Origin of the sequence: Streptomyces davaonensis JCM 4913 (assembly GCF_000349325.1) — a bacterium.
Taxonomy (GTDB): Bacteria; Actinomycetota; Actinomycetes; order Streptomycetales; family Streptomycetaceae; genus Streptomyces; species Streptomyces davaonensis.
The window spans coordinates 6,721,534-6,744,350 of the sequence record NC_020504.1 but is presented as its reverse complement, the minus strand read 5'-3'; the positions used below and the strand labels follow the sequence as shown (position 1 = coordinate 6,744,350).

The window sequence follows — 22,817 nt, the reverse complement described above, 5'->3', positions numbered from 1 at the left end:
TCCCATGGCCTCCCGAAGGGCTCGATGCATCTTCCATCGTGGGCGGTGTGGCCGGTTATGGCCTGTTGAATCCTGTGAAACGTCTCGTTTCGGGGGGCGCGTCGCCGACGGTGTGAAGGAAATCTGCATAATCTCTGGAGTTCGCGAGGGGAGTCGCGAGGGGAGGGACAACGAGCGTGACTGAGCAGAAGGACCACGGGTGCCCGGAATGCGGGGCACCGCGGGGAACCGACCACACCCCGTCGTGCGTCTGCACGGAACGCGCGTCCGAGGCCCTGCGCGACGCGCGCGAGGCCCAGGCGGCAGCGGCGGAGGACTTCGATCCACTGCGCATACGTCCGTATGTGGAGCTGGAGGGCACGGCGGGGGCGGAGGCGGACGCGGAGCTGACGATGCCGCTGCGGGTGCCGCTGGTGCCGCCGTCGGCGGAGCCGAACGAGACGGACCTCAGCCTGTTCGAGGCACCGCCGAACGAGGACCCGCTCCCGGCGCGGGAGGGCCGCCCGAGGGGCCGCCGCGGAAGGCTGTTGCTGCTGGCCTCGGCGGCGGCGGCGGTCGCCGTCATCACGGCGGCGGGCATGGCCAGCGGCCTGTTCGGCTACGACACCCCGACCCGGGAAACGGCACTGCCGGAGGCGGTACGGGCCGGCGTCCCCGACACCACACCGGCACCGTCGGACTCGGCGTCCAAGTCGGCGTCCCCGTCATCGACGTCGGCGTCCCCGACGCCCTCGGCGACGCAGAGCGAGTCACCCTCTCCGTCGGCGTCCAGCGCGTCCCCGTCCGCGTCGGCGACGTCGGCGTCCCCCAGCCCGTCCTCGACCCCGGCGAAGGCTTCGGACGCCCCGCCCGAGGAGACGACGCCCGAGCCCGACGCCCCGGTCCTGCGCCGTGGCGACAAGGGCCCCGAGGTGACGGAACTCCAACTCCGCCTGCGCCAGCTGTATCTCTACAACGGCGACATCAACGGCAACTTCAACTGGCCGCTGGAGGACGCCCTGCGCAACTACCAGTGGAGCCGCGGCGTGGGCCGCGACGACCTGGGCGTCTACACGGCGGAGACGCGGGCGAGCCTGGAGTCGGAGACTTCCGAGCCGTAGTCCGGGTCAGCCCACGTGCAGGCGGACCCCGCCGTCGAAGGGCTCGACACGGATCTGCGTGAGGTCCCGCACCGCCACATCCGGCCCGTGGAACCCGGCCCGCGGCCCGACCCCCACGACCCGCATCCCAGCGGCCCGCCCGGCCTGGATGCCGGCCCCGGAGTCCTCGAACACGACGCAGTCCGCGGGGTCCACCCCGAGCTCCGCCGCGCCCTTCAGGAAGCCCTCCGGGTCCGGCTTGCTCGCGCCGACGGACTCCGCCGTCACCCGGACGTCGGGCAGGCCAAGACCCGCCGCGGCCATCCGCGCCGTGGACAGCGCCACGTCCGCCGAGGTCACCAACGCGTGCGGGACGGATCCCGTGACCAGCGAGGACAGGAACTCCCCCGCGCCGGGGACCGCCACCACGCCGTCCATGTCCGCCGTCTCCTCGGCCAGCATCCACGCGTTCTCGGCGTGGTTCTGCGCCATGGGCCGCCCGGGCAGCAGCAGCGCCATCGTGGCGTACCCCTGCCGCCCGTGGACGACCTTCATGACCTCGTCCCCGTCCAGACCGTGCCGGTCGGCCCAGCGGCGCCAGATCCGCTCGACGACGGCGTCCGAGTTGACGAGGGTGCCGTCCATGTCCAGCAGGAGGGCGCGGCAGGTGAGCACGGTCGTGGCCGTCATCGGCAGCTCCAAAGCACAGGGCGGCGAAACATGGATCGGAAGACCAAGGTGGTCCCGCCCGCCGGTCAGGGAAAACGAGCGGGAGCCACTTTGTTCCTCTACGGTACAAAACCGTTCCATGATCCCGCCACTCCCCCGGGAATCGTTCACCGACCGTTCAGCTCGGCCCCGGCTCAGCCGGTGATCGCCTCCCAGAGGCTCCACACCCCGAGCGCCAGCATCAGCAACGCCGCCACCTGCGTGATCAGCTTCAGCGGCACCCGCTTCATCAGCGCCTTGCCGCCCACGATCCCCAGCCCGGCCACGGCCCACAGCGCCAGCACCGCACCGAGTCCGACGGACAGCGGATCGTCGTAGCGCGCGGCGAGGTTCGCGGTCATGATCTGCGTGAGATCCCCGAACTCCGCGACGAGGATCAGCATGAACCCCGCCCCGGACACCTTCCAGAAGGACTGGTTCTCCGGCTTGCGGATCTCCTCCTCGCCCTCGTCCTTCTTCAGCAGCAGCATCGCGGCGCCGCCGAGGAAGAGCACACCCGTGAGCGCGTGCACCAGTTGCTGCGGCAGCAGCGTCAGCACACTGCCCGCCGCCACGGCGAGCGTGACATGCAGCGCGAACGCGGCGGCGACACCGGCGAAGACGTAGGACGCCCGGTAGCGGGTGCCGAGGACGAGCCCCGCGAGCGCGGTCTTGTCGGGCAGTTCCGCGAGAAAGACGACGCCGAACACGAGCGCCATCACACTGAAGCTGATCAAGGTTCCTCAATCGGTCGGGGGCCGCCCCACCGAGAGTGCAGTAGCTCTTCCGGAAAAAGAGACACCTCGGCACGGCAGCACACGGTCAATGCACTGCGTTGCCGAAGGTCTCGCTGGCGGGACCCCTGATCGAGGTCCGCCTCCGGGCGCCGGCTCAGACGAGCTGAGCAGTATGTCGACGGTCCGGCGAAGAGCTACTCCCCTTCTGCTCCGACCATCGTACGCGATCGTTTCGCCGTAAACCTTGTCATGTCATGGTCGCGTCATTAACTTCTCACGCAACGCACACCTCCCCGCAACGCGGCGTGGCGAGCATTCCCCTGCTCGTGCACGCCCAACGCCCCCACACCCCATGGGAGTTCGCATGTCCAAGTTCTACGCGCGTCGACGCCTGAGCATGGTCGCCGCCTTCACCGGCCTCATAGCCTCCGTCAGCCTCTTCAACGGCCCGAGCGCCTCCGCCGCCCTCCCCACCCCGGTCAGCGCCTCCACCGCCCGCACCTACCTCGCCTCGCTCACCGTGGCGACCGAGGACCGCACCGGCTACAGCCGCGACCTGTTCAACCACTGGATCACCATCTCCGGCACCTGCAACACGCGTGAGACGGTCCTCAAGCGCGACGGCTCGAACGTCGTCACCGACTCCGCCTGCGCCTCCACCAGCGGCAGCTGGTACTCCCCCTACGACGGCGCCACCTGGTACGCCGCCTCCGACGTCGACATCGACCACCTCGTGCCGCTCGCCGAGGCCTGGGACTCCGGCGCCGACAACTGGACCAGCTCCAAGCGCCAGTCCTTCGCCAACGACCTGACCCGCCCGCAGCTCCTCGCGGTCACCGACAACGTCAACCAGGCCAAGGGCGACCAGGACCCGGCCACCTGGATGCCGTCCCGCACCACCTACCGCTGCACCTACGTGCGCGCCTGGGTGCAGGTGAAGTACTACTACGGCCTGTCCGTGGACACCGCCGAGAAGAGCGCGCTCACCAGCTACCTGAACGCCTGCTGAACTCAGTGATCCCGTAGGTCCCGGAACCTACCCAGTGACCTCCGTCGTTCCGTACCGTACGGGGCGACGGAGAGGGGATCGCTCGTGGCCGAACTGCGGCTGGGACCGCTGCTGAGGTACGCCGACGGCTCGTCGGCGACCGTCTGGGTCGAGACGAGCCGTCCGTGCGCCGCCGAGGTGCGCGGCAGCGAGGGCGCGCGGGGTGAGTCCCGGACCTTCCAGATCGCCGGGCACCACTACGCGCTCGTCGAGGTGAGCGGTCTCACACCGGGCACGACCCAGTCGTACGAGGTCCTCCTCGACGGCGCCCAGGTCTGGCCGCTGCCCGACTCCCCCTTCCCGCCCTCGGTGATCCGCACCCCGGTCCCGGAGGACACCGTCCGGGTCGCCTTCGGCTCCTGCCGCTGGGCCGCGCCGCCGGACGGCGGGCACGACCCCGTCGGGCCGGACGCCCTGGACACCCTCGCCGCCCGGATCGCGGCCGACCCTGCGGGCGAGCGCCCGGACGTCCTGCTGCTGCTCGGCGATCAGGTGTACGCCGACGAGGTCTCCGAGGACACCCGCCGCTGGCTCGCCGCCCGCCGCGATCTGAGCGAGCCCCCGGGCAGCGAGGTCGCGGACTACGAGGAGTACACCCGCCTCTACTACGAGTCCTGGCTCGACCCCGAGGTCCGCTGGCTGCTCTCCACCGTGCCCAGCTGCATGATCTTCGACGACCACGACGTCATAGACGACTGGAACACCTCCGCCGCCTGGCTCGCCGACATGCGCGCCACCCCGTGGTGGCGCGAGCGCCTGCTGAGCGGACTGATGTCGTACTGGGTCCACCAGCACCTGGGCAACCTCACCCCGGCCGAGCTGGCCGCCGACCCGCTCTATGCCGCGGTGCGCGAAACCCCCGACGGCACCGACGAGTTGCGCTCCTTCGCGTGCAAGGCCGACGCCGACCCCGCCTCGGTGCGCTGGAGTTACCGGCGCGACTTCGGCCGGGTGCGCCTGCTCATGATCGACACCCGCGCGGCCCGGGTCCTGGACGAGGACAGCCGCGCGATGATCCACCCCGGGGAGGCCGAGTGGCTCCGGGCACAGATGGCGGACGGTCGCGGGGACTACGACCATCTCCTCATCGGCACCTCGCTGCCCTGGCTGCTCCCGCATCTGGTGCATGACGCCGAGGCGTGGGACGCGGCGCTGTGCCGGGGTGAACGGGGCGAGCGCTGGGCCCGGTTCGGGGAGCGGCTCAGACGCGCGGCCGACCTGGAGCACTGGGCCGCCTTCCCGGCCTCCTTCGAGGAACTGGCGGAAGCGCTGCGCGAGGCGGGCTCGGGGCCCGGGGCGCCGGCGACGGTGTGCGTGCTGTCGGGGGACGTGCATCACGCGTACGTGGCCGAGCCGACCTGGCCCGGGGGCGGGGGGCCCGACGCCCGGGTCGTCCAGCTGACCTGCTCCCCCGTCCACAACTCCATCCCGCGGTACATCCGGCTCGGCTTCCGGTTCGGCTGGAGCGCCGCCGCGCGGGCCCTGGGACGGCGGATCGCGGGGCACGGCGGGGTGCCCCGGCCGGGCGTCGACTGGCGGCGCACGGGCGGGCCCTGGTTCGGCAACCAGCTGATGACGCTGGTGCTGCGGGGGCGTTCGGCCACGCTGCGGCTGGAGCAGGCCCGGCCGGAGAAGGGCGGCGGGGCGCGGCTGCGGACGGTCGTGGAGTCCGAACTCAGCTCGTAGATCGGGCAGTTGGCGCTAGTGACGCATCCCACAGTCCTTGCGGCCGGGGCTCGGAGTACCCCCCTCCGGACGGCATGATGAGGCGGACCTTCCGCTTCCACCCATGCGCCCCACCGCCCGGGAGTCACCCCCTTTGTCTGCACCGAGCACGGCCCCCGCACTCGCCTCCACCCCCCTCTCCCCCTCCGTCGCCGTGGTCGGCGCCGGCCCGCGCGGCACCAGCGTCCTTGAGCGCCTGTGCGCCTCCGCCCGCGAACTCCTCGCACCCGGCGCCCGGTTGACCGTCCACGTGGTCGACCCGGCCCCACCGGGCCCCGGACGCGTCTGGCGCACCACCCAGCCGTCCGAGCTGCTGATGAACACCGTCGCCTGCCAGGTCACCCTGTTCACCGACGACAGCGTCGACTGCTCGGGCCCCCTGCGCCCGGGCCCGAGCCTGTACGAGTGGGCGGACGGCGCGCTCGGCCCGGACGAGTACCCGACCCGCGCTCACTACGGCCGCTACCTGGAGTGGGTGTTCGCCCGCACGGTCCGTGAGGCACCGCCCTCGGTGCGCGTCGAGACCCACGCGGCCCGCGCGACCCGCCTCGACGACACCTCGGACGGCCGCCAGACCCTCACCCTCGACAACGGCCGCACCCTGACCGGCCTCTCCGCCGTCGTCCTCACCCAGGGCCACCTCCCCACGGCCCCCGACACCGAGCAGCGCCACCACACCGGGTACGCCGAACGGCACGGCCTGCGCCATGTCCCGCCCGCCAACCCGGCCGACGTCGACTGGTCGGGCGTACTCCCCGGCGAACCGGTGCTGTTGCGCGGACTCGGCCTCAACTTCTTCGACCACATCGCCCTGTTGACCACCGGCCGCGGCGGCCGTTTCCTCGACACCGGGGAAGGGCTGCGCTATCTCCCGTCAGGCAACGAGCCACGCCTGTACGCCGGTTCACGCCGCGGCCTGCCGTACCAGGCGCGCGGCGACAACGCGAAGGGCCCCTACGGCCGCCATCGCCCGCTGCTGCTCACCCCCGAGGTGATCGCCACCTTCCGCAAGCGGGCCGACTCCGGCGAGGCGCCGGACTTCCTGACGGAGATATGGCCGCTGGTGGCGAAGGAGGTGGAGACGGTCTACTACGCCGCCCTGACCGGCGCCGCGACCGACTTCGCCGACCGCTTTCCGGCCACCCCGCACGGCAGCCCCCAAGAGGCCGCCGTACTGGACGAGTTCGGGATACCGGAGGCCGAGCGCTGGTCCTGGGAGCGGATCTCCCGGCCGTACGCGGGGCGGGAGTTCGACGGGCCCGGGGACTGGCGCGGCTGGCTGCTGGCGTACTTGCGGGCGGACGCCGAGCAGGCCGCCCTCGGCAATGTGGCGGGCCCGCTCAAGGCGGCCCTGGACGTGCTGCGCGATCTGCGCAACGAACTGCGGCAGATCGTGGACCACGGCGGGCTGGCCAGCGCCTCCCGCCGCGACCACCTGGACCGCTGGTACACCCCGCTCAACGCCTTCCTCTCCATCGGCCCGCCCCGGCGCCGCGTCGAGGAGTTGACGGCCCTGATCGAGGCGGGCGTGGTGGAGGTGCTCGGACCCCGGCTCGACGTGCGCGAGGAGGACGGCGCCTGGATCGCGCACTCCCCCGTCGTACCGGGCTCAACCGTCCGTGTCACCACGCTGGTCGAGGCCCGCCTCCCCGAACCCGACCTGCGCCGCACCGCCGACGAACTCCTCACCCGACTGCTGGAGTCCGGCCAGTGCCGTCCGCACACGGTCGACGGCTACGAGACCGGTGGACTGGACGTGGCCGGGCGGCCGTACCACCTGATCGACCGTCAGGGGCAGGGGCACAGCCGGCGGTTCGCGTTCGGGGTGCCGACCGAAGGAGTGCACTGGGTGACCGCGGCCGGGGCCAGGCCGGGCGTGGATTCGGTCACACTTTCGGACGCGGACGCGGTGGCGAGGGCCGTTCTGCGTACCACTGCCCGACCCTTCGGCTGAATGTTGAACTTGCAAGCACCGTTAGGCGTGCCTAACGTAAGGGGCTCACAGGCACTCCCGTCCCCACGTCCCCAAGGAGTCCCCCACATGACCGGACGCCTCAACAGCGCCCAGCCGTACGCTCTCGGCCTGTTCCGCATAGTCGTCGGACTGCTCTTCACCTGCCACGGCGCCTCCTCCCTCTTCGGTGTGCTCGGCGGCCAGAGCGTCGAGACCGGCGCCTGGCCCAACTGGTACGCCGCCGTCATCGAGTTGGTCGGCGGGAGCCTGGTCCTGCTCGGCCTCGCCACCCGCGCCGCCGCCTTCGTCTCCTCGGGCGCGATGGCGTACGCGTACTTCAAGGTCCACCAGCCGGAGGCCCTTTGGCCCATCCAGAACAGCGGTGAGGGCGCCGCGATGTACTGCTGGGCCATGTTCCTGCTGATCTTCACCGGCTCCGGCGCCTTCGGCCTGGACCGCCTGTTCGCCAAGCGCTCCCCGGCGCGGGACGAGCAGACGCGGGAGCAGTCGCCGGTCGCGGTCTGAACCGGCCGACGGCGCCCACCCTTTGCCGGGGTGGGCGCCGTCGTCGCATCTCAGGGGACCCAGCTCTCAGGGGACCCAGCCGAAGGGCACCGTGAAGCAGCCCACCCGACCGCCCTTGCTGCCCGGTTCCTCATGCAGGACGACCGAGGACGCCTCGCCCTGTCGGAAGCCCCACGAGTGCCGGGCGCTCGTCTCGCCCGCGCCGCGCTCGTCGGCGGTGAAGTCCAGCCACACCTCGTTCTCGGCGTTGACGTGGTGCGCCTCCGTGGAGACCACGTGCTGGTAGTGCCCGCCCGCCGCGAGCGGATCGGCGCCGCAGGGCTTGCGGTGCACATGGACGCCGTACGCGTGTCCGGGCTTGAGCCCCTTGACCCGCAGCCGCACACTCGTCGCGCCGCCGGCCGTCGTCCGCTGCTCGACCTCGATCCACGAGGCCGCCGGGACCAGTTCCATGTCGTACGTCAGCGCCGCCGAGGGGACGAACGCGCCGGGCGGCGCGAACCGCGCATCCGTCCGCATCTCGAAGCCACCGGCGCCGTCACCGCCGCCGACGGCGAGCACGGCCGCCGCGACGGCGCCCGCACATATGCCTGCCACCATGATCTTCCTTACGTTGCTGGATTGCGTTGCTCGTTTCCGGACCCCCTCTCCGTGCTACGGGACACCCACCGCCCCCGCCCCCCGGGACCGGCAGCCGGGTGAACATCACGTGTTGAACACACGAGCCCCCTGTGAACCACCCGTCACTCCCCGCCGCGTACGCTGTACAACCACGGGGGAAACGGGGAGTCGGGGTGCTGGAGAGTTTCGAAAGTGTTGGATCACTGGCCGCAAGTCCATGGATCTACGGGGCCGTAGCCCTGTCGGTCCTGCTGGATGTGTTCGTGCCGGTCCTGCCCAGCGGCGTGCTGGTGATCATGGCCGCCACCGCGGCGGCGGCGGGTACGGCCGCCGAGGTTCCGGACATCCTGTCGCTCACGCTCTGTGCCGCCACCGCGTCCGTGCTCGGCGATCTGGTGGCCTACCGCCTCGCCTGGCACGGCGGTGACCGGGTGACCCGCGCCATCGCCCGTTCCCGGCGCCTGACCATCGCGCAGGAACGTCTCGGCGCGGCTCTCGCACGCGGCGGCGGCGCCCTGGTCGTCCTCGCCCGCTTCGCCCCGGCCGGCCGCTCGGTCGTCTCCTTCTGCGCCGGTGCCGCGCACCGCCGGGCCCGCGACTTCCTGCCCTGGTCCGCGCTGGCCGGACTGTCCTGGGCCACCTACAGCGTCGCGCTCGGCTACTTCGGTGCGCAGTGGATGGGCGCGAGCTGGCTGGCGACCGGGGTGTCCCTCGGGGCGCTGGCGGCGGCGGGCGCGGGGGCGACGTATCTGGTGCGGCGGGGGCAGCCTGCCTGAGGGCACATCTGCGGGCAGAAACAACAAAGGCAAGGGAGTTCGCTTCCCTTGCCACTGTTAACTTATAGCGCATGGGGGGCCTTGCGGCAAGGCCCCCCTGGTGCCGCAGAATCGCTCATCCAACGCCAGTAGCTGCGGAAATGAGTGATTCCTGAAGTGAGTGCCCCCCTGGTTCGAAGCGCGTTCGACCTTCCCGAGCGACTCGCCGCGAAGGCCGACCCCGCACTGATCGCCGCCGACGAACGGCACTTCGCGGCCATCGCGGAGAGCCTGGAGCAGAACATCACCGAACTGTCCGAGCGCCTGGCCGCCGAACTCAGGGCACCGGGAGGCGCGGGCCGCGCGGCCATGGACCGGGACGCCGAGGTCCACCGCCTGACCTCCCGCCTGCGCGCCCTGCGCCGCTTCGGACTCGACCTGGTCCTCGGCCACATCGTCGGCGCCGACGGGGAGCCGGTGTTCATCGGCCGGTTCGGCCTCACCGACAGCGAGGGCCACCGGCTGCTGCTCGACTGGCGGTCCCCGGCCGCAGAGCCCTTCTTCGCCGCGACCCACGCCAGCCCCATGGGCCTGACCAGCCGCCGCCGGTACCGCTGGAAGGACGGCCGGATCAGCGACTACTGGGACGAGGTCTTCAGCGCCGACGGACGCGAGGGGCACGCCGCCCTCGACGACCAGTCCGCCTTCATCGCGAGCCTCGGCACCAACCGCTCGGACCGGATGCGCGATGTGCTGGCCACGATCCAGTCCGACCAGGACGCCATCGTCCGCGCCGGATCGCGCGGCGCCCTCGTCGTCGACGGCGGCCCCGGCACCGGCAAGACCGTCGTCGCCCTGCACCGCTCCGCCTACCTCCTCTACTCCGACCCCCGACTCGGCCACCGGCGCGGCGGACTGCTCTTCGTCGGCCCGCACCAGCCGTATCTGTCGTACGTCTCCGATGTCCTGCCCAGCCTGGGCGAGGAGGGCGTACAGACCTGCACCCTGCGTGACCTGGTCGCCGAAGGGGCCGAGGCGCCGGAGGAGCAGGACCCGGACGTGGCCCGGCTGAAGTCGTCCGCGGACCTGGTGCGGGCGATCGAGAAGGCCGTCCGCTTCTACGAGGACCCGCCCACCGAGCCGATGACGGTCACCACCCCCTGGGCCGACGTCCGGGTCACCGCCCGCGACTGGGCCGAGGCGTTCCAGGCCCCCGGCCCGAGCACCCCGCACAACGAGGCCCGCGAGCTGATCCGCGAGGAACTGGTCGCCATCCTGCTGGACAAGCACGAGGAGGAGGTCCCGCCCGAGCCGTTCCGCCGACTCCTCCTGCGGGACGAGGAACTGACCGAGGCACTCGACCGCGCCTGGCCGCTGATCGAGGCGACCGACCTCGTGGGCGACCTCTGGTCGGTCCCCGCCTACCTTCGCCTCTGCGCGCCCTGGCTCTCCGCCGGCGAGGTCCGCCTGCTGCAACGCAAGGCGACGCCGCAGGCCTGGACGGTGTCCGACCTGCCGCTGCTGGACGCGGCCCGGCAGCGGCTCGGCGACCCGGCGGCGGCCCGCCGCAAGCGCCGGCAGCGGGCGGCGCTGGACGCCCAACGCGACCGTATGGCACAGGTGGTGGAGAACCTCATCGCCGCCGACCACGACGGGGAGGGGCTGATGACCCAGCTGCGGCGGGCGGACTTCCAGCGCAATCTGATCGACGAGTCCGAACTGCCCACCGCCGACCCCGACCTGCTCGCCGGGCCGTTCGCGCACGTCGTCGTGGACGAGGCGCAGGAACTGACCGACGCGGAGTGGCAGATGCTGCTGCTGCGCTGCCCGTCCCGGAGCTTCACGATCGTCGGCGACCGGGCCCAGGCCCGGCACGGCTTCACCGAGTCCTGGCGGGAGCGGCTCGAACGGATCGGCCTGAACCGCATCGAGGTCGCCTCCCTCAGCGTCAACTACCGAACGCCGGAGGAGGTCATGACGGAGGCCGAGCCGGCGATCCGGGCGGCGCTTCCGGACGCCAACGTGCCGACCTCGATCCGCAGTTCGGGCATCCCGGTCACGCACGGCCCGCTCGCGGACCGCGACTCGATCATCGAGCGCTGGCTCGCCGCGAACGAAGACGGGATCGCCTGCGTGATCGGCGACCCGACGTTCCAGGAGACCGCCAGGGTGCGCTCGCTGACTCCGGAGCTGTCGAAGGGCCTGGAGTTCGACCTGGTGATCGTCGTGAACCCGGAGCGTTTCGGCGAGGGGGTGGCAGGAGCGGTGGACCGCTATGTGGCGATGACGAGGGCGACGCAGCGCCTAGTCGTCCTCACCTGACGTCTCGTGGTGGTGCTTGGCCTTCATCCGAGCATCGACACGATCCGCTATGGCGACCTCGGCCCAGAAGCGGTGGGTACTGACGAACACGGCGAGCTCGTGCTCCCGCTGCCGGAGCTTCTCCACGGCTGCCTGCTCATCGGCGGTCCAGCCGGGAGAAGCGGGCCGCTCGATCTTCCGCCAGCCGTGGTCGTCGCTGAATCCGTCCAGCGGCTCCACCGACCAGGGCAACCGCTTGAGCAGGGCCGACAGCTCGGCCCTGACCTGATGCAGCTCCTCCTGACCGGCGAGGAGGTCACTCGGAAAGTCATAGGTCGTAGCCACGGCCGCAATGGTACGCCTGTTCGATTTTGGGTGGCGAGTTGCTTCGCGGGGTTCATTCGAACGGGTGCGTGATGTCAGTGGCCGCCAGTAGGTTCGCGGGGGTGAAGGAGACCGACCTGAAGCTGAGCGACGGCCGAACGCTGCACATCTACGACTCCGGAGGCTCCGAGACCGACCTGGTCGTCCTCTGGCACCACGGCACGCCGAACATCGGCACCCCTCCGAGGCCCCTCTTCCCGGCCGCCGCCCGCCTCGGTATCCGCTGGGTGTCGTACGACCGCCCGGGCTACGGCGGTTCCACCCCGCACCCCGGCCGGGACATCGCCTCCGCCGCTGCCGACGTGGCCGCCATCGCCGACACCCTCGGCATCGACCGATTCGCGGTACTGGGCCACTCCGGCGGCGGCCCGCACGCCCTGGCCTGCGGCGCCCTCCTGCCCGACCGCGTCCTGACCGTGGCCTCGGTGGCGGGCCTCGCCCCGTTCGACGCCGAAGGGCTGGACTGGTTCACGGGCATGTCGCACTCCGGTGTGGCGTCGCTGCGGGCGGCCGCCGAGGGCCGTACGGCGAAGGAGGCCCACGAGGCGACCGCCGAGTACGACCCGGAGATGTTCACTCCGGCCGACCACGCCGCGCTCTCCGCGGAGTGGTCCTGGTTCGGGGAGGTCGTGGGCCCCGCGGTGGAGGCAGGACCGGGCGCCCTGATCGACGACGACCTGGCGTACGTGGCCCCGTGGGGCTTCGCCCCCGCCCGCATCAAGGCACCGCTCCTCCTCGTACACGGCGACCTGGACCGCGTAGTCCCCAGCTCGCACAGCCGGTGGCTCGCGCGCCAGTGCCCGACGGCGCAGCTGTGGCCGAGGCCGGAGGACGGGCACATCTCGGTGCTCGACGCGGGCGGGAGCGCGCTGGAGTGGCTGGTCGCGTCCGCGAATGCGGTCGCACCGCCCAGAATGAACCCATGAATCCCATGAATCCACCGACTCCGCACTGGACCGCACGCCCCGAGACGACCGCCGACATCGACGCCGTCCGAGAGATCGTCCTGGCCGCGTTCGAGACACCGCTGGAGGCGGACCTGGTGGACGCGCTACGGACCGACGCGGCGTGGGTCGACGGCCTCTCGTACATCACGACGGACACCACCGACGAACCGATCGGCTACGCCCTGCTGACCCGCTGCCACATCGACGACGTACCGGCCCTGTGCCTCGCCCCCGTCGCCGTACACCCCGACCACCAGCGCACCGGCGCGGGCGGCACGGCGATCCGGGCGGCCCTGGCCGCCGCGGCGGACCAGGGCGAACGCTTCGTCACGGTCCTCGGCCACCCCGACTACTACCCGCGCTTCGGCTTCACCCAAGCCTCCGCACACGGCATCGGCGTCCCCTTCGAGGTCCCGGACGAGGCCCTGATGGCCCTCTCCCTGAACGCCGACCCCCTGCCCGCCGGCACCATCCACTACGCCAAGGCCTTCGGAATCTGACATGCGCAGCGAAGCGAAGAACGTGGACGCCTACCTGGCCGAACTGCCGGAGGACCGCAGAGCCCCCCTGACCCGCCTGCGCACCCTGTGCCGCACCGAACTCCCCACCCACACCGAGGTGATGGCGTACGGCATGCCCGCCTACACCCGGGACGGCGAGCCGGAGATCGCCTTCGCGTCCCAGAAGCAGTACATCTCCTTCTACCTGATGCGAAGCGACATCCGGGAAGCCTTCACCGACCGCCTGGCCGACCAGGACATGGGCAAGGGATGCCTACGCTTCCGCAACCCGGCCACCGTCGACTACGACCTGGTACAGGACCTGCTCAGAGCCACGGCAAAGGGCCCCGGCAAGATCTGCTGAGGCCCTACGCGTACGTCAGTGCCCCGCGGCCTTCAGCTCCTCCACGAGCCGAGCGGCCACCGGCACCTTGACGCCATGCCGCTCCGCCGCCCGCAGCAGCGCCCCACCGATGGCATCGAGCTCGACGGGCCGCCCGGCCTCCGCGTCCCGCTGCATGGAGGATTTGGTCGCGGCCGGAAAGGCGTCGTACCGCCCAAGGGCCTGCCCAGGATCCCCGGGCCCACCACACGCCTGACTGACAGCGGCGACCTCCTCGACGAGCGCGACAAGCTCGTCCCGATACTGGGTCCGCACCTCACCGAGCGGCAGCCCATACCGGGTGGTGAGCAACGCGAACGGCGCGAGGAAGGACATCTTCGCCCACAGCACACCACTCTCCCCGTCAAGCACCCGAGTGACAGGCCCAGCGGCCCCGAGGACCTCACCAAGCCCCTCCACCCGCTCACGAGGGACGCTGTCCGCCGTCAGATCGATCTCGGCGAAGGGACTGCCGTGCTCGATGACACCGGGACCGACCCGGGTGGACTCGACCCGGATGACGGCAGGAGCGACACGATCGTCCCGATGATGCGCCCGCAGGACAGCGGGATGCTCAACACCGTTCAGAAAGGGCACGAGGAGGGCGTCACCGAGCGCCTCGGCCGGAATGCGCTCAAGCGCGGAGTCGAGCGAGGTGTGCTTGACACCGACGAGACAGACGTCAACGGGCTCACGAAGCACGGTATCGGCGTGCACAGGGGCGCTGAAGTCCCCGTAGAGCCCACTACGCACCCGAACCCCGTCGGCACGCAGCGTCTCGACGGTCCCCTCCCCCGCCAGACAGACCACACGATGCCCGGCACGGGAGAGCAGCCCCGCAAGCAGCCCCCCGATCCCACCGGGCCCAAGTATCGCGACACGAAGTTCAGTCATGACCGAAGCCAGCCCTTCATCGGTCGGCCCCGCTGATCGGTGGCCGCCTCCCAGCGATCATGGCAGACCTGCTGTCCCCTCGGCGGCGGATTGTCAGTGCCCCGAGTAAGACTGGACGCATGTGCCGCAGCATCAAGACACTCCGCCCGCCGGTAATGCCCGAAGAGGCCACCGAAGCCGACATCAGGGCCGCCGCCCTCCAGTACGTCCGCAAGGTCTCCGGCTTCAGAGCCCCCGCCGCCCACAACCGCGAGGTCTTCGACGAGGCCGTGGACACCATCGCCGAGGCCACAGCAACCCTGCTCGCCGGCCTCGAAGTCCGAGGCCAGTCCGCCCGCGCAGCCAGCTGAACGACAGAAGGCCCCGACCCCCAAGGGCCAGGACCTTCCACACACGTGGGCGCGGACGGTTTCCAACCGCCGACATCCTGCTTGTAAGGCAGTCGTTCCCTTTCGACAGGCGTTGGGAGTGGCTCCGAGTGATGATCACCCCCATGCCGGGCAAGGGCGCTTTCACCCCGAAGTATGTGACGTCCAAGGACGGGCTCCTCGGCGATCCACAGCGCGTCGAGGTGGCCTGACCCGCCACCGACCAGGCCCGGCTGCCCTCCCCGGCGGCCGGGCCTTCGCACGTTCGGAGGTGACCATGGTCTCCGGCTGGACCAAGACCCCCGTCACCGAAGAGGACTACCAGCGCGTACGCGAACTGCACGCGCTCGGCATGGGCCGTAACGCAATCGCCCGCGAGATCAATCGGGCGCAGCGCACCGTCTCGGTCATCGCCGCCGAACTCGGCCTCACCTTCGGCACGTCCACGACCGCTGCGCGCTGGCAGTGGCTCGCGTCCGTAGCCCACCCGCAGACCAGCGTCCTTGGCGTGTGGCCGGAGTTCACCGTCGTTGACCCGTCTGCCGCCTCGTACATCGAGCAGCTGCACCGCGATGGCGTCTCCGGCGTCACCCCGGCCGAGAACACGGTCGCGGACGGTATCCGCACGGTCGCCTCGCTGCTCGCGGGTGACCGGCTGCGCGTGCACCCGTCCGCGCGCGGGCTCATCGAGGAGCTGCCCGGCGACAGCTGGGACGACGAGGCCGCGGGGAAGGCGAGGTCGACGACCACTCCTGCGACGCGCTGCGGTACGGCGTCCGCACGACAGAGGCCCTGTGGCGACCGCACATCCCGATGCCCCTGGAGGTGGCCGCCTGATCGAGGTGGCAAGGAGCCGGGGCCCTACCAAAAGCCACTTCCATTTTCGCCCCTCCCTCCCATGAAGCCGCTTCCTGTTCCTGCATGAGGATCGCGCTGAGGCAAGGCAGGCGGCCAGGGAGGGAGTCCCTGCCGGATCCGCGCCTGCTTTTCCTGCTCCGCCCTTGCATGAGCCTCGGCATCGGACTTCCTCACACTTCTGATGATGCTCCGAACCATGAGAGCGAGAGCGCCCAAGGTGAGCACCCAAGTTAGGACTGCCCAGTGCCAGTACTCCATGGGTCCGCCTTCGTGCAGTAGCCGCAGGATGCGCGCGGAGTTGCAGCGCTTTGGCACTACTTCATACCCAGCCAGGTCGTCTGATACGAGGTGAAGTGACGTGCCGCTCTCTGAAAGTGACATGCAATGGCCACCGGTCGACGATCGAATCCAGTACGCCCTCGCGGACTGGGACGCCTGGTACTCCAGTGAGCCCGACCGGCTGGAAGCCCGCTACTCCGGCCGCGGCTACCTCGAGGCTTTCAGCTGGCCCTCGCAGCATCGTGGCAGTGTGATCGGGAGGTTGGCCCGTTGGTTCTGGGGCCAGCCCACCCCCGACGGCGAGAAGCGCGACAAGCTGCACGTCCCCCTCGCCGGGGACATCGCCCGCACGAGCAGTGAGCTGCTGTTCTCCGAGCCGCCGAAGCTGCTCGCCGCCGAGGACGCCAGCAACGCCACCCAAGACGCCCTCAATGCCCTGATGGAGGGAGGGCTCCAGCCCACGCTCCTGGAGGCCGGGGAGATCTGCGCGGCGCTCGGCGGCGCCTACCTGCGCGTGGTGTGGGACGACGCTGTATCGGACCAGCCGTGGATCGACACGGTGGCCGCTGACCGCACCGTCCGCGAGTTCCGGTACGGACGCCTCACCACCGTCACCTTCTGGACCGTGCTGGAGACCGAGGGCCGCAACGACAACCGGGTGTTCCGGCACCTGGAGCGCCACGAGCGAGGCCGGATCTACCACGGCCTGTACGAGGGCTCCGCCTCAAGCCTGGGCGCTGCCCGGCCCCTCGCTGAGCACCCCGAGACTGCACCCCTCGCCGCGATGGTCGATGCCGAGGGATGCCTCGACACCGGCCCTCCCCACCACCTCACCGCCGCGTACGTGCCCAACGTCCGCCCTGCGCGCGCCTGGAGGCACATCCCCACCGCCGCCTACTGGGGACAGTCCGATTTCCAGGGCGTCGAAGGCCTCATGGACCAGCTCGACGAGACCTATTCGAGCTGGATGCGGGACGTCCAGAACGGCAGGGACCGCATCGTCGTGCCCACCTCGATGCTGGATCCCTCGGCCCTGGGCAGGGCGCAGCATGGAGCGAAGAGCGCCGGATCTACTCGGGGCTCCAGATGCTCCAACGACCCGGCGACCCCAACCCGCTCACCGTTGTGCAGTTCGCCATCCGCGTGCAGGAACACCGCGACACTGGCGCCGAGCAGGCCGTACGCCAGGCCAGCTACTCCGCTTCGACGTTCGGCGAGACCGGGGACGGTGCTGCGGTCACCACAACCGAGATCCGCGCGCGAGCGCCGGAACATGGGCAGCCGCGGGCGTAAGGCGCTGTATTGGGGCCCGGCGGTCGCCAACATCACCGCGGCCTTCCTGGCCGTCCAGGCGGCGAGCGGTTCCGCGTCACGGGCCTGGACCTGGAGGCGCCGAACGTGGAGTTCCAGGACTCGATCAGCGAGGGCCCGACCGAACTGGCCGCCACAGCCGAGCTGCTACGCCGGGCGGAGGCCGCATCCACGGACACCCTGGTCCGGATGATGCATCCCGACTGGGACGATGCCCAGGTGTCCGTGGAAGTCGACGCGATTCTCGGCGAGTCGGGTCGAGTCGTCGCGGACCCGTTCACGACTGGAGCCGACTCTCCGTCAATTGGCGGACCGAGGCCTTAGTCAGTGTCGCCCATGAGGTGTCGCCGCCTGTCGCGATACATGGCGATGTTAGGACCCATCTGTAGCAGATCCCAGTGAGATAGAGGCAGTTGGTAGAGCGGCTGATCAGACTGGCCCTGGATCTCGCGATTGAACTGATCCTTGGCCGGGCGCGGCTGCTGGAGGGGAGCCTCGCGCCGTACATACGGGCGACCGGTCAACGGCTCGGTACGGGCACGGACCGGAATCCCCAGGGGCCCGGTAACGGGCGTCCACTCATTGGAGCGGAAGCGCTTCTCGTAGATCTGTCCGTCAGCGGGGTCAACGAGTCGCTCCCCTGGGCGAGGGGCGTTGAAGTTGAACATAGAGCTCCCTTTCATCCAGTCTCGTGGCCGAGATTCGATGGGTGCTGGTGAGCATCGTGGCTCCGCCCCTCTCGCGGTAGTCAGGGAATCTGAGGCGCAGAACGGCACGCTTCGCTCGGAGTTCGTACCACCCGCGTAAGTGAGCGGCATCTGTGGCAGATGGGGCCTCTGCCAGCACATCAGGCTCCCTCATCCCCTGGTGAATCGAACAGAGTGCGCATGTCAGGCAGGCCAATCAATTGACGCCTCGTGCGTACTGGCACCGGAAGACTCGGGCTGGAGCGCGGCGTAGTAATCGCGCAGCCACGTAGAGCGTTCCGCGTAGACGGCGCTTTCCGCGGCGCCATCTGTCTACTACCCATTGGCTGAGATTGCCTGGGCTGGGGGAGAGCAAGGCTCGCTGTGCCGGTTTCCCCAGCGATGGCAGAAGACTTGGCGCGTGCGGTAGTGCGCCTGTACGAGGACGCCGAGGCCTCGCTCTTGGAGCGACTCGCCACCGACTTGGCGGCGGACATCGACTCGCCTCGGTGGGCGGAGTTGAAGTTCGCCGCTGTGGGCGACCTGCGCCGCGCCGTGGAGACGATCTCCACGGCGCTGGAGCGGGACACTACGGGCGCGGTCTCAGAGGCTCTGATCGAGGTGTACAACCGCGGCCGCCAGGCCGCCATCGCCGAGCTCAGCGCGTTCGACATCGGGCGGGAGCTCGTCGCCCGCCGGACGCTGCCCAACGCCGCAGCGGTCGACCGGCTCGCCGCGAGCCTGGCCGAGGACAGCAGGCCGCTGTACCAGCGCATCACACGTGCGGTCGTCGACACCTTCCGCTCGATAGTGTCGCGAGTGTCCGGCGGTGTGATGCTCGGCACGACGACACGCCGAAGCCCCGCGCGGCCGGTCGTGGACCTCACCCAACTCGTGGCCGCACGGAAGGCCGCCCCCCGAAGAAGGGCACGCCGGTCTCGTACACGGGCGTGAAGACGGTGGAGGCCGCGCTCGTCGCCGAGGACCTCCTCTCCAAGGCTCTGGCGGACGGCCACTTCGGCACGGCCACGGCGTACGCGGCATGGCAGCGCCGTTGTGGCTGGTCCATCGACGACGCAGACGGCACGCCGGACCTCGCATCCCTCACCGAGCTCGGCAAGCGCCGCGGCTTCGACGTCAAGGAGTAACTCATGCTGCTGACCTCCATTCGCGCACTGTCGTGCCGCTCCTCGCCGGGTGGGCGCTCACCGTCCTCACCGGCCTCGGCCCTCAGACCGACTCCACCACCGTGGCCGGCGGGATGACGATTGCGGTCGCCGCGGTGTGCTGCCTCGCGTTCCGGGTCGTCGAGCGCCTGGTCGAGAAGGCGAGCGGTCCGGCGTGGCTGCTCAGCCTGGCCGGTTTGCTGCTCGGGTACGCGAAGCCGCCGCGGTACGAGTCGACGGACGACGTCGCCGCGCTGGTGCGCGCGAGTCGCTCGTGACGGTCCCGGAGGCCTCGGTTGCGATCGAGCTGGAGCGACTCCGCGGTACGGTCGCGACCGGCTTTGCCGAGGTCGAGGGAAGCCTGGCCGTATTGGTCGAGCGGTCGGCCCGCACCGAGCGGGACGTCGCCCAGCTCCGCGAGGACACGGAGAAGGACCTCGACGACTTGCGCGCCGAGGTCGAGACGCTGAAGAAGAACCGGTGGCCACTGCCGGCCGTGGCTGCGCTGACCGGTACGGGTGGGCTCGCGGTTGCTCTGTGGTCCGCGCTCGGTCGGTGACGCATCGCTTCTGCCCCCCTCTCGCCTTCGGGCGGGAGGGGGCCTTTCGTCATGCTCGGGGGTGCACGGTCCGCTGGGCTCTGGTGATGAGGGCCTGGGCGTCGAGACCGTAGACCGCGGACTCCCGCAGCGTGTGCCACACCCTCATGTAGGTGGCGACGCTGTCGGTGTCGTCCAGCCAGATCTCCGCGTGCCAGTCCTCCGCGATGACGAGCCGATCGTCCAGGACCCAGAAGCCGTTCGCGGCCGGGATCTTCAGGGATGCGCCCAGCGGGACGATCCCAAGGTCCACCGTGTCCATCCCGATCATGCCTGCCAGCCGGTCGAGCTGTGCGGCAAGGACAGCGGGCGCGCAGATGAGGCTGTGAAGGGCCGCCTCCCAGACGAGAGCATGGAAGGTGTGACCTCCCTGGTGCAGCCACTGCTGACGCAGTATGCGCATCCGGACGGCCTCTTCGGTGTCCCGCTTGGAGCCGTACAAGTCGGCGTACCGCTGGAAAATGGCGCGCGCGTAGTCGGCGGTCTGGAGCATGCCGGGGACCACTGACTCCTCCCAGGCATAGATCTCCTCGGAACGGTCGACCTCCAGATTCCACACGTCCTGGACGGGACGGTGGCCAGCTGCGAGCTGGCGGCGCCAGGACCTGATGTGAGACTCGAACCCACCGAGCCTGGCCAGCAGTTCCTCGCCTGTGTCCGGGTGGCCAACGGCATCGGCCCACGCCTGGAGGTCCTCCGGGTTCGCGGTCTGGCGGCCGCCCTCCAGCTTGTACACCTTGGAGTGCGGCCAGCCGAGCCGTTGCGCGAGTTGTGTTCCGGTGAGGCGGCCTCCGGCGGCCGACAGGCGTAGGTCTCTCAACCGTCGGCCGAGGGCTTCCCGGGCCTGCTGGTAGTCCGTGCTCACCGGTGGAGGTCTACTCCTTCCCGCTGATCTGCGCCGCGAACTCGTCGAAGGGAATGCTGTTGTGGGCGGCGGCGTCGCGGACTTGGCAGTACCGCAGGACCTCGGCGGGTTCGGTGATGATCTCCACGTCGTGAAGCACGTCCTGGTCGTCGAAGCGGAGTACGGCCACGAGGCGGCTGTCAAAGATCCAGAAGTCCTCAGCGGGCAGGTGGGCCCGGTCGGCGTCCTCGCGCCAGATGTTGCGGGCGTCCTCTCCTGTGGCCGCGTTGCAGTATGCATAGCTGAGGAGGAACAGTTGGCCCTCGGTCGGCGGGGTGTCGACGACGCGCACCCGGCCGACGTACTTCCCGGAGGCCGTCTGCTGGCGGATGTTCGTGCACCAGTCGCTGCCGAGGTCACACGGCGCTTTGCCGGTGGCGAGAAACGCGTCGAAGTCGGGGTCTTCTCGGTCGGAGGCGTAACCGCGGCGGGTTTCCAGGTGCCATGCCGAGTGCTCGAAGGTGCGGAAGAGAAGGCCGAACTCGTCCAGGTCGATGAGCTTGGGCACGCGGTGCAGCTCCTTGGGGCCGTGGTTGACGAGCAGTTCGCGCGGGACGGCCACCACTGTGTCGTCCGGGCCCAGGTGCTGAAGCTGAGCGATGTCCTTGGGGTCCGTGACTGGATGCCCCTGTACGAGGATCTCCCCGCTGTCGAGGTCCTCGTGGACGGCCGGGCAGCCGCCGTTCTTGCTGTCGGTGCCGTTGAACCGTAACCGTCGCGCCATGGTCGTCTCCCTCGCTGCCGAAAGTGTGGCGCCATCAGCATCACCAGGCCCGATGCCCGCGCACCACCGTGCTCCGGCACCTTCGTGAGACCAGACGAGAACACTCGGTCAGCCCCCGAGAACATTCGAGAACATCGCCTGGTGGCTGTCAACGCCGCGTACCTACGGTCCTGTTCATGGCCGATCACCTTGCGCCACTCGAAGCCGATCCGTTCACCGCTGTGGAGTCCCTCCAGGCGGCACTCGACCGCGCCGGGATCGTGCTGCCGTCGCTGAGGGTCGACCCATCGGCGTCAGCCACGCTCCCATTCGTGGACCTCGGACGGGTGCGAGCGAATGTGGCCGCGCGCCTGGCGCACGCACTCCGGCGAGGGGAGCCCGCAGCATGAACAAGAACCCGGGTGGGGTCGCGGCCACCTTTGCTGGGACGTACGAGGCCGGGGACGCGTGGCTCGCCACCTGTTCCGCGCACCCGGTCCTCGTCCGAGCGGCGTGGGAAGACGAACTCCTGGCGCCCATAGCCTCAGGCATCGGATGGCTCGTCGCCGAGACGCAGCTCGTGTTCGGCATGCCAGCACTCGCCCGCATCCGCGAAGCGGACCGCAGCCCCGTGCTTGCCGACCCGGAATCGGATACGGCCTGGTGGCTGGTCCCGCTGGACGCGGCCGAGGACCTCGACGACGCGCGCCACGTGAAGGTCCACGCCCCAGGCTGGCTGCTGCGCTGCCCGCCGACCGGTTGGCAAGTCGATGGCCGCTTCTGGCTGGCACGCCCTGACGGGTCGGGCCGGCTCACTGATCCCACCGTGCTTGCTGCCGCGTTTGGTCCTGGTGGCGGCGCCCGACTTTCCTCGGAGGCACCAGCATGACGGCCAGGACGGAGACAGGGTCCCCTCAAGAGCCGCCCAACAGCAGCGCGTTCGGCCGGTGCGCATGGCACCAGGGCAACGCCTGGGGCGTGCGCCTGATCAGGACGCAGGATGAGGGTTCCGCCTTCGGCGGCTCCGGCCTGTTCGCCTGCCTTCCCTGCCGCCGCGCCTACGACCTGACCCCGCTGGCCGACCGGTGAGCACCGAGGCCCGCCGGAAAGAGGCGGAGCAGTCGGCTGGCCGGGCGGGCGGCTACTGCTGGATGGAACACCCGAAGGGCGGCCGCCATTGCACGAGGCGGCCGCACTCCCACCCGAACCACGTGGACTACTACAACGGGCGCAAGACCGTCACAGACCCACGCGGGACCGAGTGGAAGGAATAGGCCCCTGCTGCCGGTTCCCGCTCTAGCCCGGCAGCAGGCTGCTGGCCGTCTCTGTACCCCGTCAGTGGCGGCCAGCCCTCAACCTCTCTGGTCGGCCGCCTAGGCCCGGC

Annotated in this window: 27 protein-coding genes; 20 read left to right on the top strand and 7 right to left on the bottom strand. The window is 70.4% G+C overall.

Features of this window, described 5'->3' with window-relative positions; translation table 11 throughout:
• The first annotated feature begins 176 nt into the window (after nt 1-176).
• Nucleotides 177-1,100, top strand: a complete 924-nt coding sequence (locus BN159_RS29815) for a peptidoglycan-binding protein (RefSeq protein WP_015660736.1) — start codon at nt 177-179, stop codon at nt 1,098-1,100.
• Nucleotides 1,101-1,106: 6 nt separating this feature from the next.
• Here BN159_RS29815 and BN159_RS29810 read toward each other — a convergent pair whose 3' ends face one another.
• Together BN159_RS29810 and BN159_RS29805 are read right to left on the bottom strand one after the other, a co-directional pair.
• Entirely contained in the window at nt 1,107-1,769 is a 663-nt protein-coding gene (locus tag BN159_RS29810; RefSeq protein ID WP_015660735.1) for an HAD family hydrolase, read from the bottom strand.
• 173 nt (nt 1,770-1,942) lie between these two features.
• Nucleotides 1,943-2,524 carry a TMEM165/GDT1 family protein gene (locus BN159_RS29805; RefSeq protein WP_015660734.1) on the bottom strand — a complete coding sequence of 194 codons (582 nt, stop codon included), beginning with the start codon at nt 2,522-2,524 and terminating at the stop codon, nt 1,943-1,945.
• A gap of 364 nt (nt 2,525-2,888) precedes the next feature.
• Here BN159_RS29805 and BN159_RS29800 point away from each other — a divergent pair, with 364 nt between their 5' ends.
• The 4 genes from BN159_RS29800 to BN159_RS29785 all read left to right on the top strand — a co-directional run bounded on the left by BN159_RS29800 (nt 2,889) and on the right by BN159_RS29785 (nt 7,776).
• Complete coding sequence (locus BN159_RS29800; RefSeq protein WP_015660733.1) at nt 2,889-3,533, top strand: HNH endonuclease family protein; 645 nt, start codon at nt 2,889-2,891, stop codon at nt 3,531-3,533.
• A gap of 84 nt (nt 3,534-3,617) precedes the next feature.
• Nucleotides 3,618-5,258, top strand: coding sequence for an alkaline phosphatase D family protein (locus BN159_RS29795; RefSeq protein ID WP_015660732.1), 1,641 nt, complete (start codon nt 3,618-3,620; stop codon nt 5,256-5,258).
• A gap of 103 nt (nt 5,259-5,361) precedes the next feature.
• On the top strand, nt 5,362-7,251 hold the full coding sequence (locus BN159_RS29790) for an FAD/NAD(P)-binding protein (RefSeq protein WP_015660731.1): 1,890 nt from the start codon (nt 5,362-5,364) through the stop codon (nt 7,249-7,251).
• 87 nt (nt 7,252-7,338) lie between these two features.
• Nucleotides 7,339-7,776, top strand: coding sequence for a DoxX family protein (locus BN159_RS29785; protein ID WP_015660730.1), 438 nt, complete (start codon nt 7,339-7,341; stop codon nt 7,774-7,776).
• A gap of 66 nt (nt 7,777-7,842) precedes the next feature.
• Here BN159_RS29785 and BN159_RS29780 read toward each other — a convergent pair whose 3' ends face one another.
• A complete protein-coding gene (locus tag BN159_RS29780) occupies nt 7,843-8,376 on the bottom strand; it encodes a superoxide dismutase family protein (protein ID WP_015660729.1) in 534 nt (177 codons plus the stop codon).
• A 194-nt stretch (nt 8,377-8,570) separates the two neighbouring features.
• Between BN159_RS29780 and BN159_RS29775 the strand changes: the two genes are divergently transcribed.
• Nucleotides 8,571-9,173 (top strand): DedA family protein, encoded by a 603-nt coding sequence (locus tag BN159_RS29775; RefSeq protein WP_015660728.1) that lies wholly within the window; start codon nt 8,571-8,573, stop codon nt 9,171-9,173.
• A gap of 156 nt (nt 9,174-9,329) precedes the next feature.
• On the top strand, nt 9,330-11,474 hold the full coding sequence (gene helR, locus BN159_RS29770) for an RNA polymerase recycling motor ATPase HelR (RefSeq protein WP_041820014.1): 2,145 nt from the start codon (nt 9,330-9,332) through the stop codon (nt 11,472-11,474).
• Here the strand turns inward: helR and BN159_RS29765 are convergent.
• A complete protein-coding gene (locus BN159_RS29765) occupies nt 11,457-11,798 on the bottom strand; it encodes a hypothetical protein (protein ID WP_015660726.1) in 342 nt (113 codons plus the stop codon). The genes helR and BN159_RS29765 overlap by 18 nt on opposite strands.
• Before the next feature lie 71 nt (nt 11,799-11,869).
• Here BN159_RS29765 and BN159_RS29760 point away from each other — a divergent pair, with 71 nt between their 5' ends.
• The 3 genes from BN159_RS29760 to BN159_RS29750 are packed head-to-tail and all read left to right on the top strand — an operon-like array spanning nt 11,870 to nt 13,648.
• Nucleotides 11,870-12,763, top strand: a complete 894-nt coding sequence (locus BN159_RS29760; protein ID WP_041820012.1) for an alpha/beta fold hydrolase — start codon at nt 11,870-11,872, stop codon at nt 12,761-12,763.
• A complete protein-coding gene (locus BN159_RS29755) occupies nt 12,760-13,284 on the top strand; it encodes a GNAT family N-acetyltransferase (protein WP_015660724.1) in 525 nt (174 codons plus the stop codon). The genes BN159_RS29760 and BN159_RS29755 overlap by 4 nt, the downstream gene beginning before the upstream one ends.
• 1 nt (nt 13,285) lies before the next feature.
• Entirely contained in the window at nt 13,286-13,648 is a 363-nt protein-coding gene (locus BN159_RS29750; protein WP_015660723.1) for an iron chaperone, read from the top strand.
• A gap of 15 nt (nt 13,649-13,663) precedes the next feature.
• Here the strand turns inward: BN159_RS29750 and BN159_RS29745 are convergent, their stop codons facing one another.
• Entirely contained in the window at nt 13,664-14,560 is an 897-nt protein-coding gene (locus BN159_RS29745) for a ketopantoate reductase family protein (RefSeq protein WP_015660722.1), read from the bottom strand.
• 119 nt (nt 14,561-14,679) lie between these two features.
• Here BN159_RS29745 and BN159_RS29740 point away from each other — a divergent pair, with 119 nt between their 5' ends.
• From BN159_RS29740 to BN159_RS29705, 7 genes are all read left to right on the top strand, one after another.
• Nucleotides 14,680-14,910, top strand: a complete 231-nt coding sequence (locus BN159_RS29740; protein WP_015660721.1) for a DUF2277 domain-containing protein — start codon at nt 14,680-14,682, stop codon at nt 14,908-14,910.
• A gap of 295 nt (nt 14,911-15,205) precedes the next feature.
• On the top strand, nt 15,206-15,853 hold the full coding sequence (locus tag BN159_RS46450) for a hypothetical protein (protein WP_015660719.1): 648 nt from the start codon (nt 15,206-15,208) through the stop codon (nt 15,851-15,853).
• Between the two features lie 291 nt (nt 15,854-16,144).
• Nucleotides 16,145-17,569, top strand: coding sequence for a hypothetical protein (locus tag BN159_RS29730; protein WP_015660718.1), 1,425 nt, complete (start codon nt 16,145-16,147; stop codon nt 17,567-17,569).
• An 895-nt stretch (nt 17,570-18,464) separates the two neighbouring features.
• The gene (locus tag BN159_RS29720; RefSeq protein WP_015660716.1) at nt 18,465-19,016 is read left to right on the top strand and encodes a phage minor capsid protein; all 552 of its coding nucleotides are present in this window, start codon (nt 18,465-18,467) and stop codon (nt 19,014-19,016) included.
• The gene (locus BN159_RS46445) at nt 19,013-19,210 is read left to right on the top strand and encodes a hypothetical protein (RefSeq protein WP_015660715.1); all 198 of its coding nucleotides are present in this window, start codon (nt 19,013-19,015) and stop codon (nt 19,208-19,210) included. Before BN159_RS29720 ends, BN159_RS46445 begins: the two co-directional genes overlap by 4 nt.
• Before the next feature lie 32 nt (nt 19,211-19,242).
• On the top strand, nt 19,243-19,506 hold the full coding sequence (locus BN159_RS29710; RefSeq protein ID WP_015660714.1) for a hypothetical protein: 264 nt from the start codon (nt 19,243-19,245) through the stop codon (nt 19,504-19,506).
• Complete coding sequence (locus tag BN159_RS29705; RefSeq protein ID WP_015660713.1) at nt 19,503-19,787, top strand: hypothetical protein; 285 nt, start codon at nt 19,503-19,505, stop codon at nt 19,785-19,787. The genes BN159_RS29710 and BN159_RS29705 overlap by 4 nt, the downstream gene beginning before the upstream one ends.
• Before the next feature lie 49 nt (nt 19,788-19,836).
• Here the strand turns inward: BN159_RS29705 and BN159_RS29700 are convergent, their stop codons facing one another.
• Together BN159_RS29700 and BN159_RS29695 are read right to left on the bottom strand one after the other, a co-directional pair.
• Nucleotides 19,837-20,691, bottom strand: coding sequence for a helix-turn-helix domain-containing protein (locus tag BN159_RS29700; protein ID WP_015660712.1), 855 nt, complete (start codon nt 20,689-20,691; stop codon nt 19,837-19,839).
• A 10-nt stretch (nt 20,692-20,701) separates the two neighbouring features.
• A complete protein-coding gene (locus BN159_RS29695; protein ID WP_015660711.1) occupies nt 20,702-21,454 on the bottom strand; it encodes a DUF6879 family protein in 753 nt (250 codons plus the stop codon).
• Nucleotides 21,455-21,630: 176 nt separating this feature from the next.
• On the opposite strand from BN159_RS29695, the gene BN159_RS44310 reads away from it, so the two are divergent.
• From BN159_RS44310 to BN159_RS29685, 3 genes are read left to right on the top strand one after another with little or no spacing between them, the layout of a single operon-like run.
• Nucleotides 21,631-21,843, top strand: a complete 213-nt coding sequence (locus tag BN159_RS44310) for a hypothetical protein (RefSeq protein WP_078598901.1) — start codon at nt 21,631-21,633, stop codon at nt 21,841-21,843.
• A complete protein-coding gene (locus BN159_RS29690; protein ID WP_015660710.1) occupies nt 21,840-22,322 on the top strand; it encodes a hypothetical protein in 483 nt (160 codons plus the stop codon). Before BN159_RS44310 ends, BN159_RS29690 begins: the two co-directional genes overlap by 4 nt.
• Nucleotides 22,319-22,522 carry a hypothetical protein gene (locus BN159_RS29685; protein WP_015660709.1) on the top strand — a complete coding sequence of 68 codons (204 nt, stop codon included), beginning with the start codon at nt 22,319-22,321 and terminating at the stop codon, nt 22,520-22,522. Before BN159_RS29690 ends, BN159_RS29685 begins: the two co-directional genes overlap by 4 nt.
• Nucleotides 22,523-22,817: the final 295 nt, after the last annotated feature.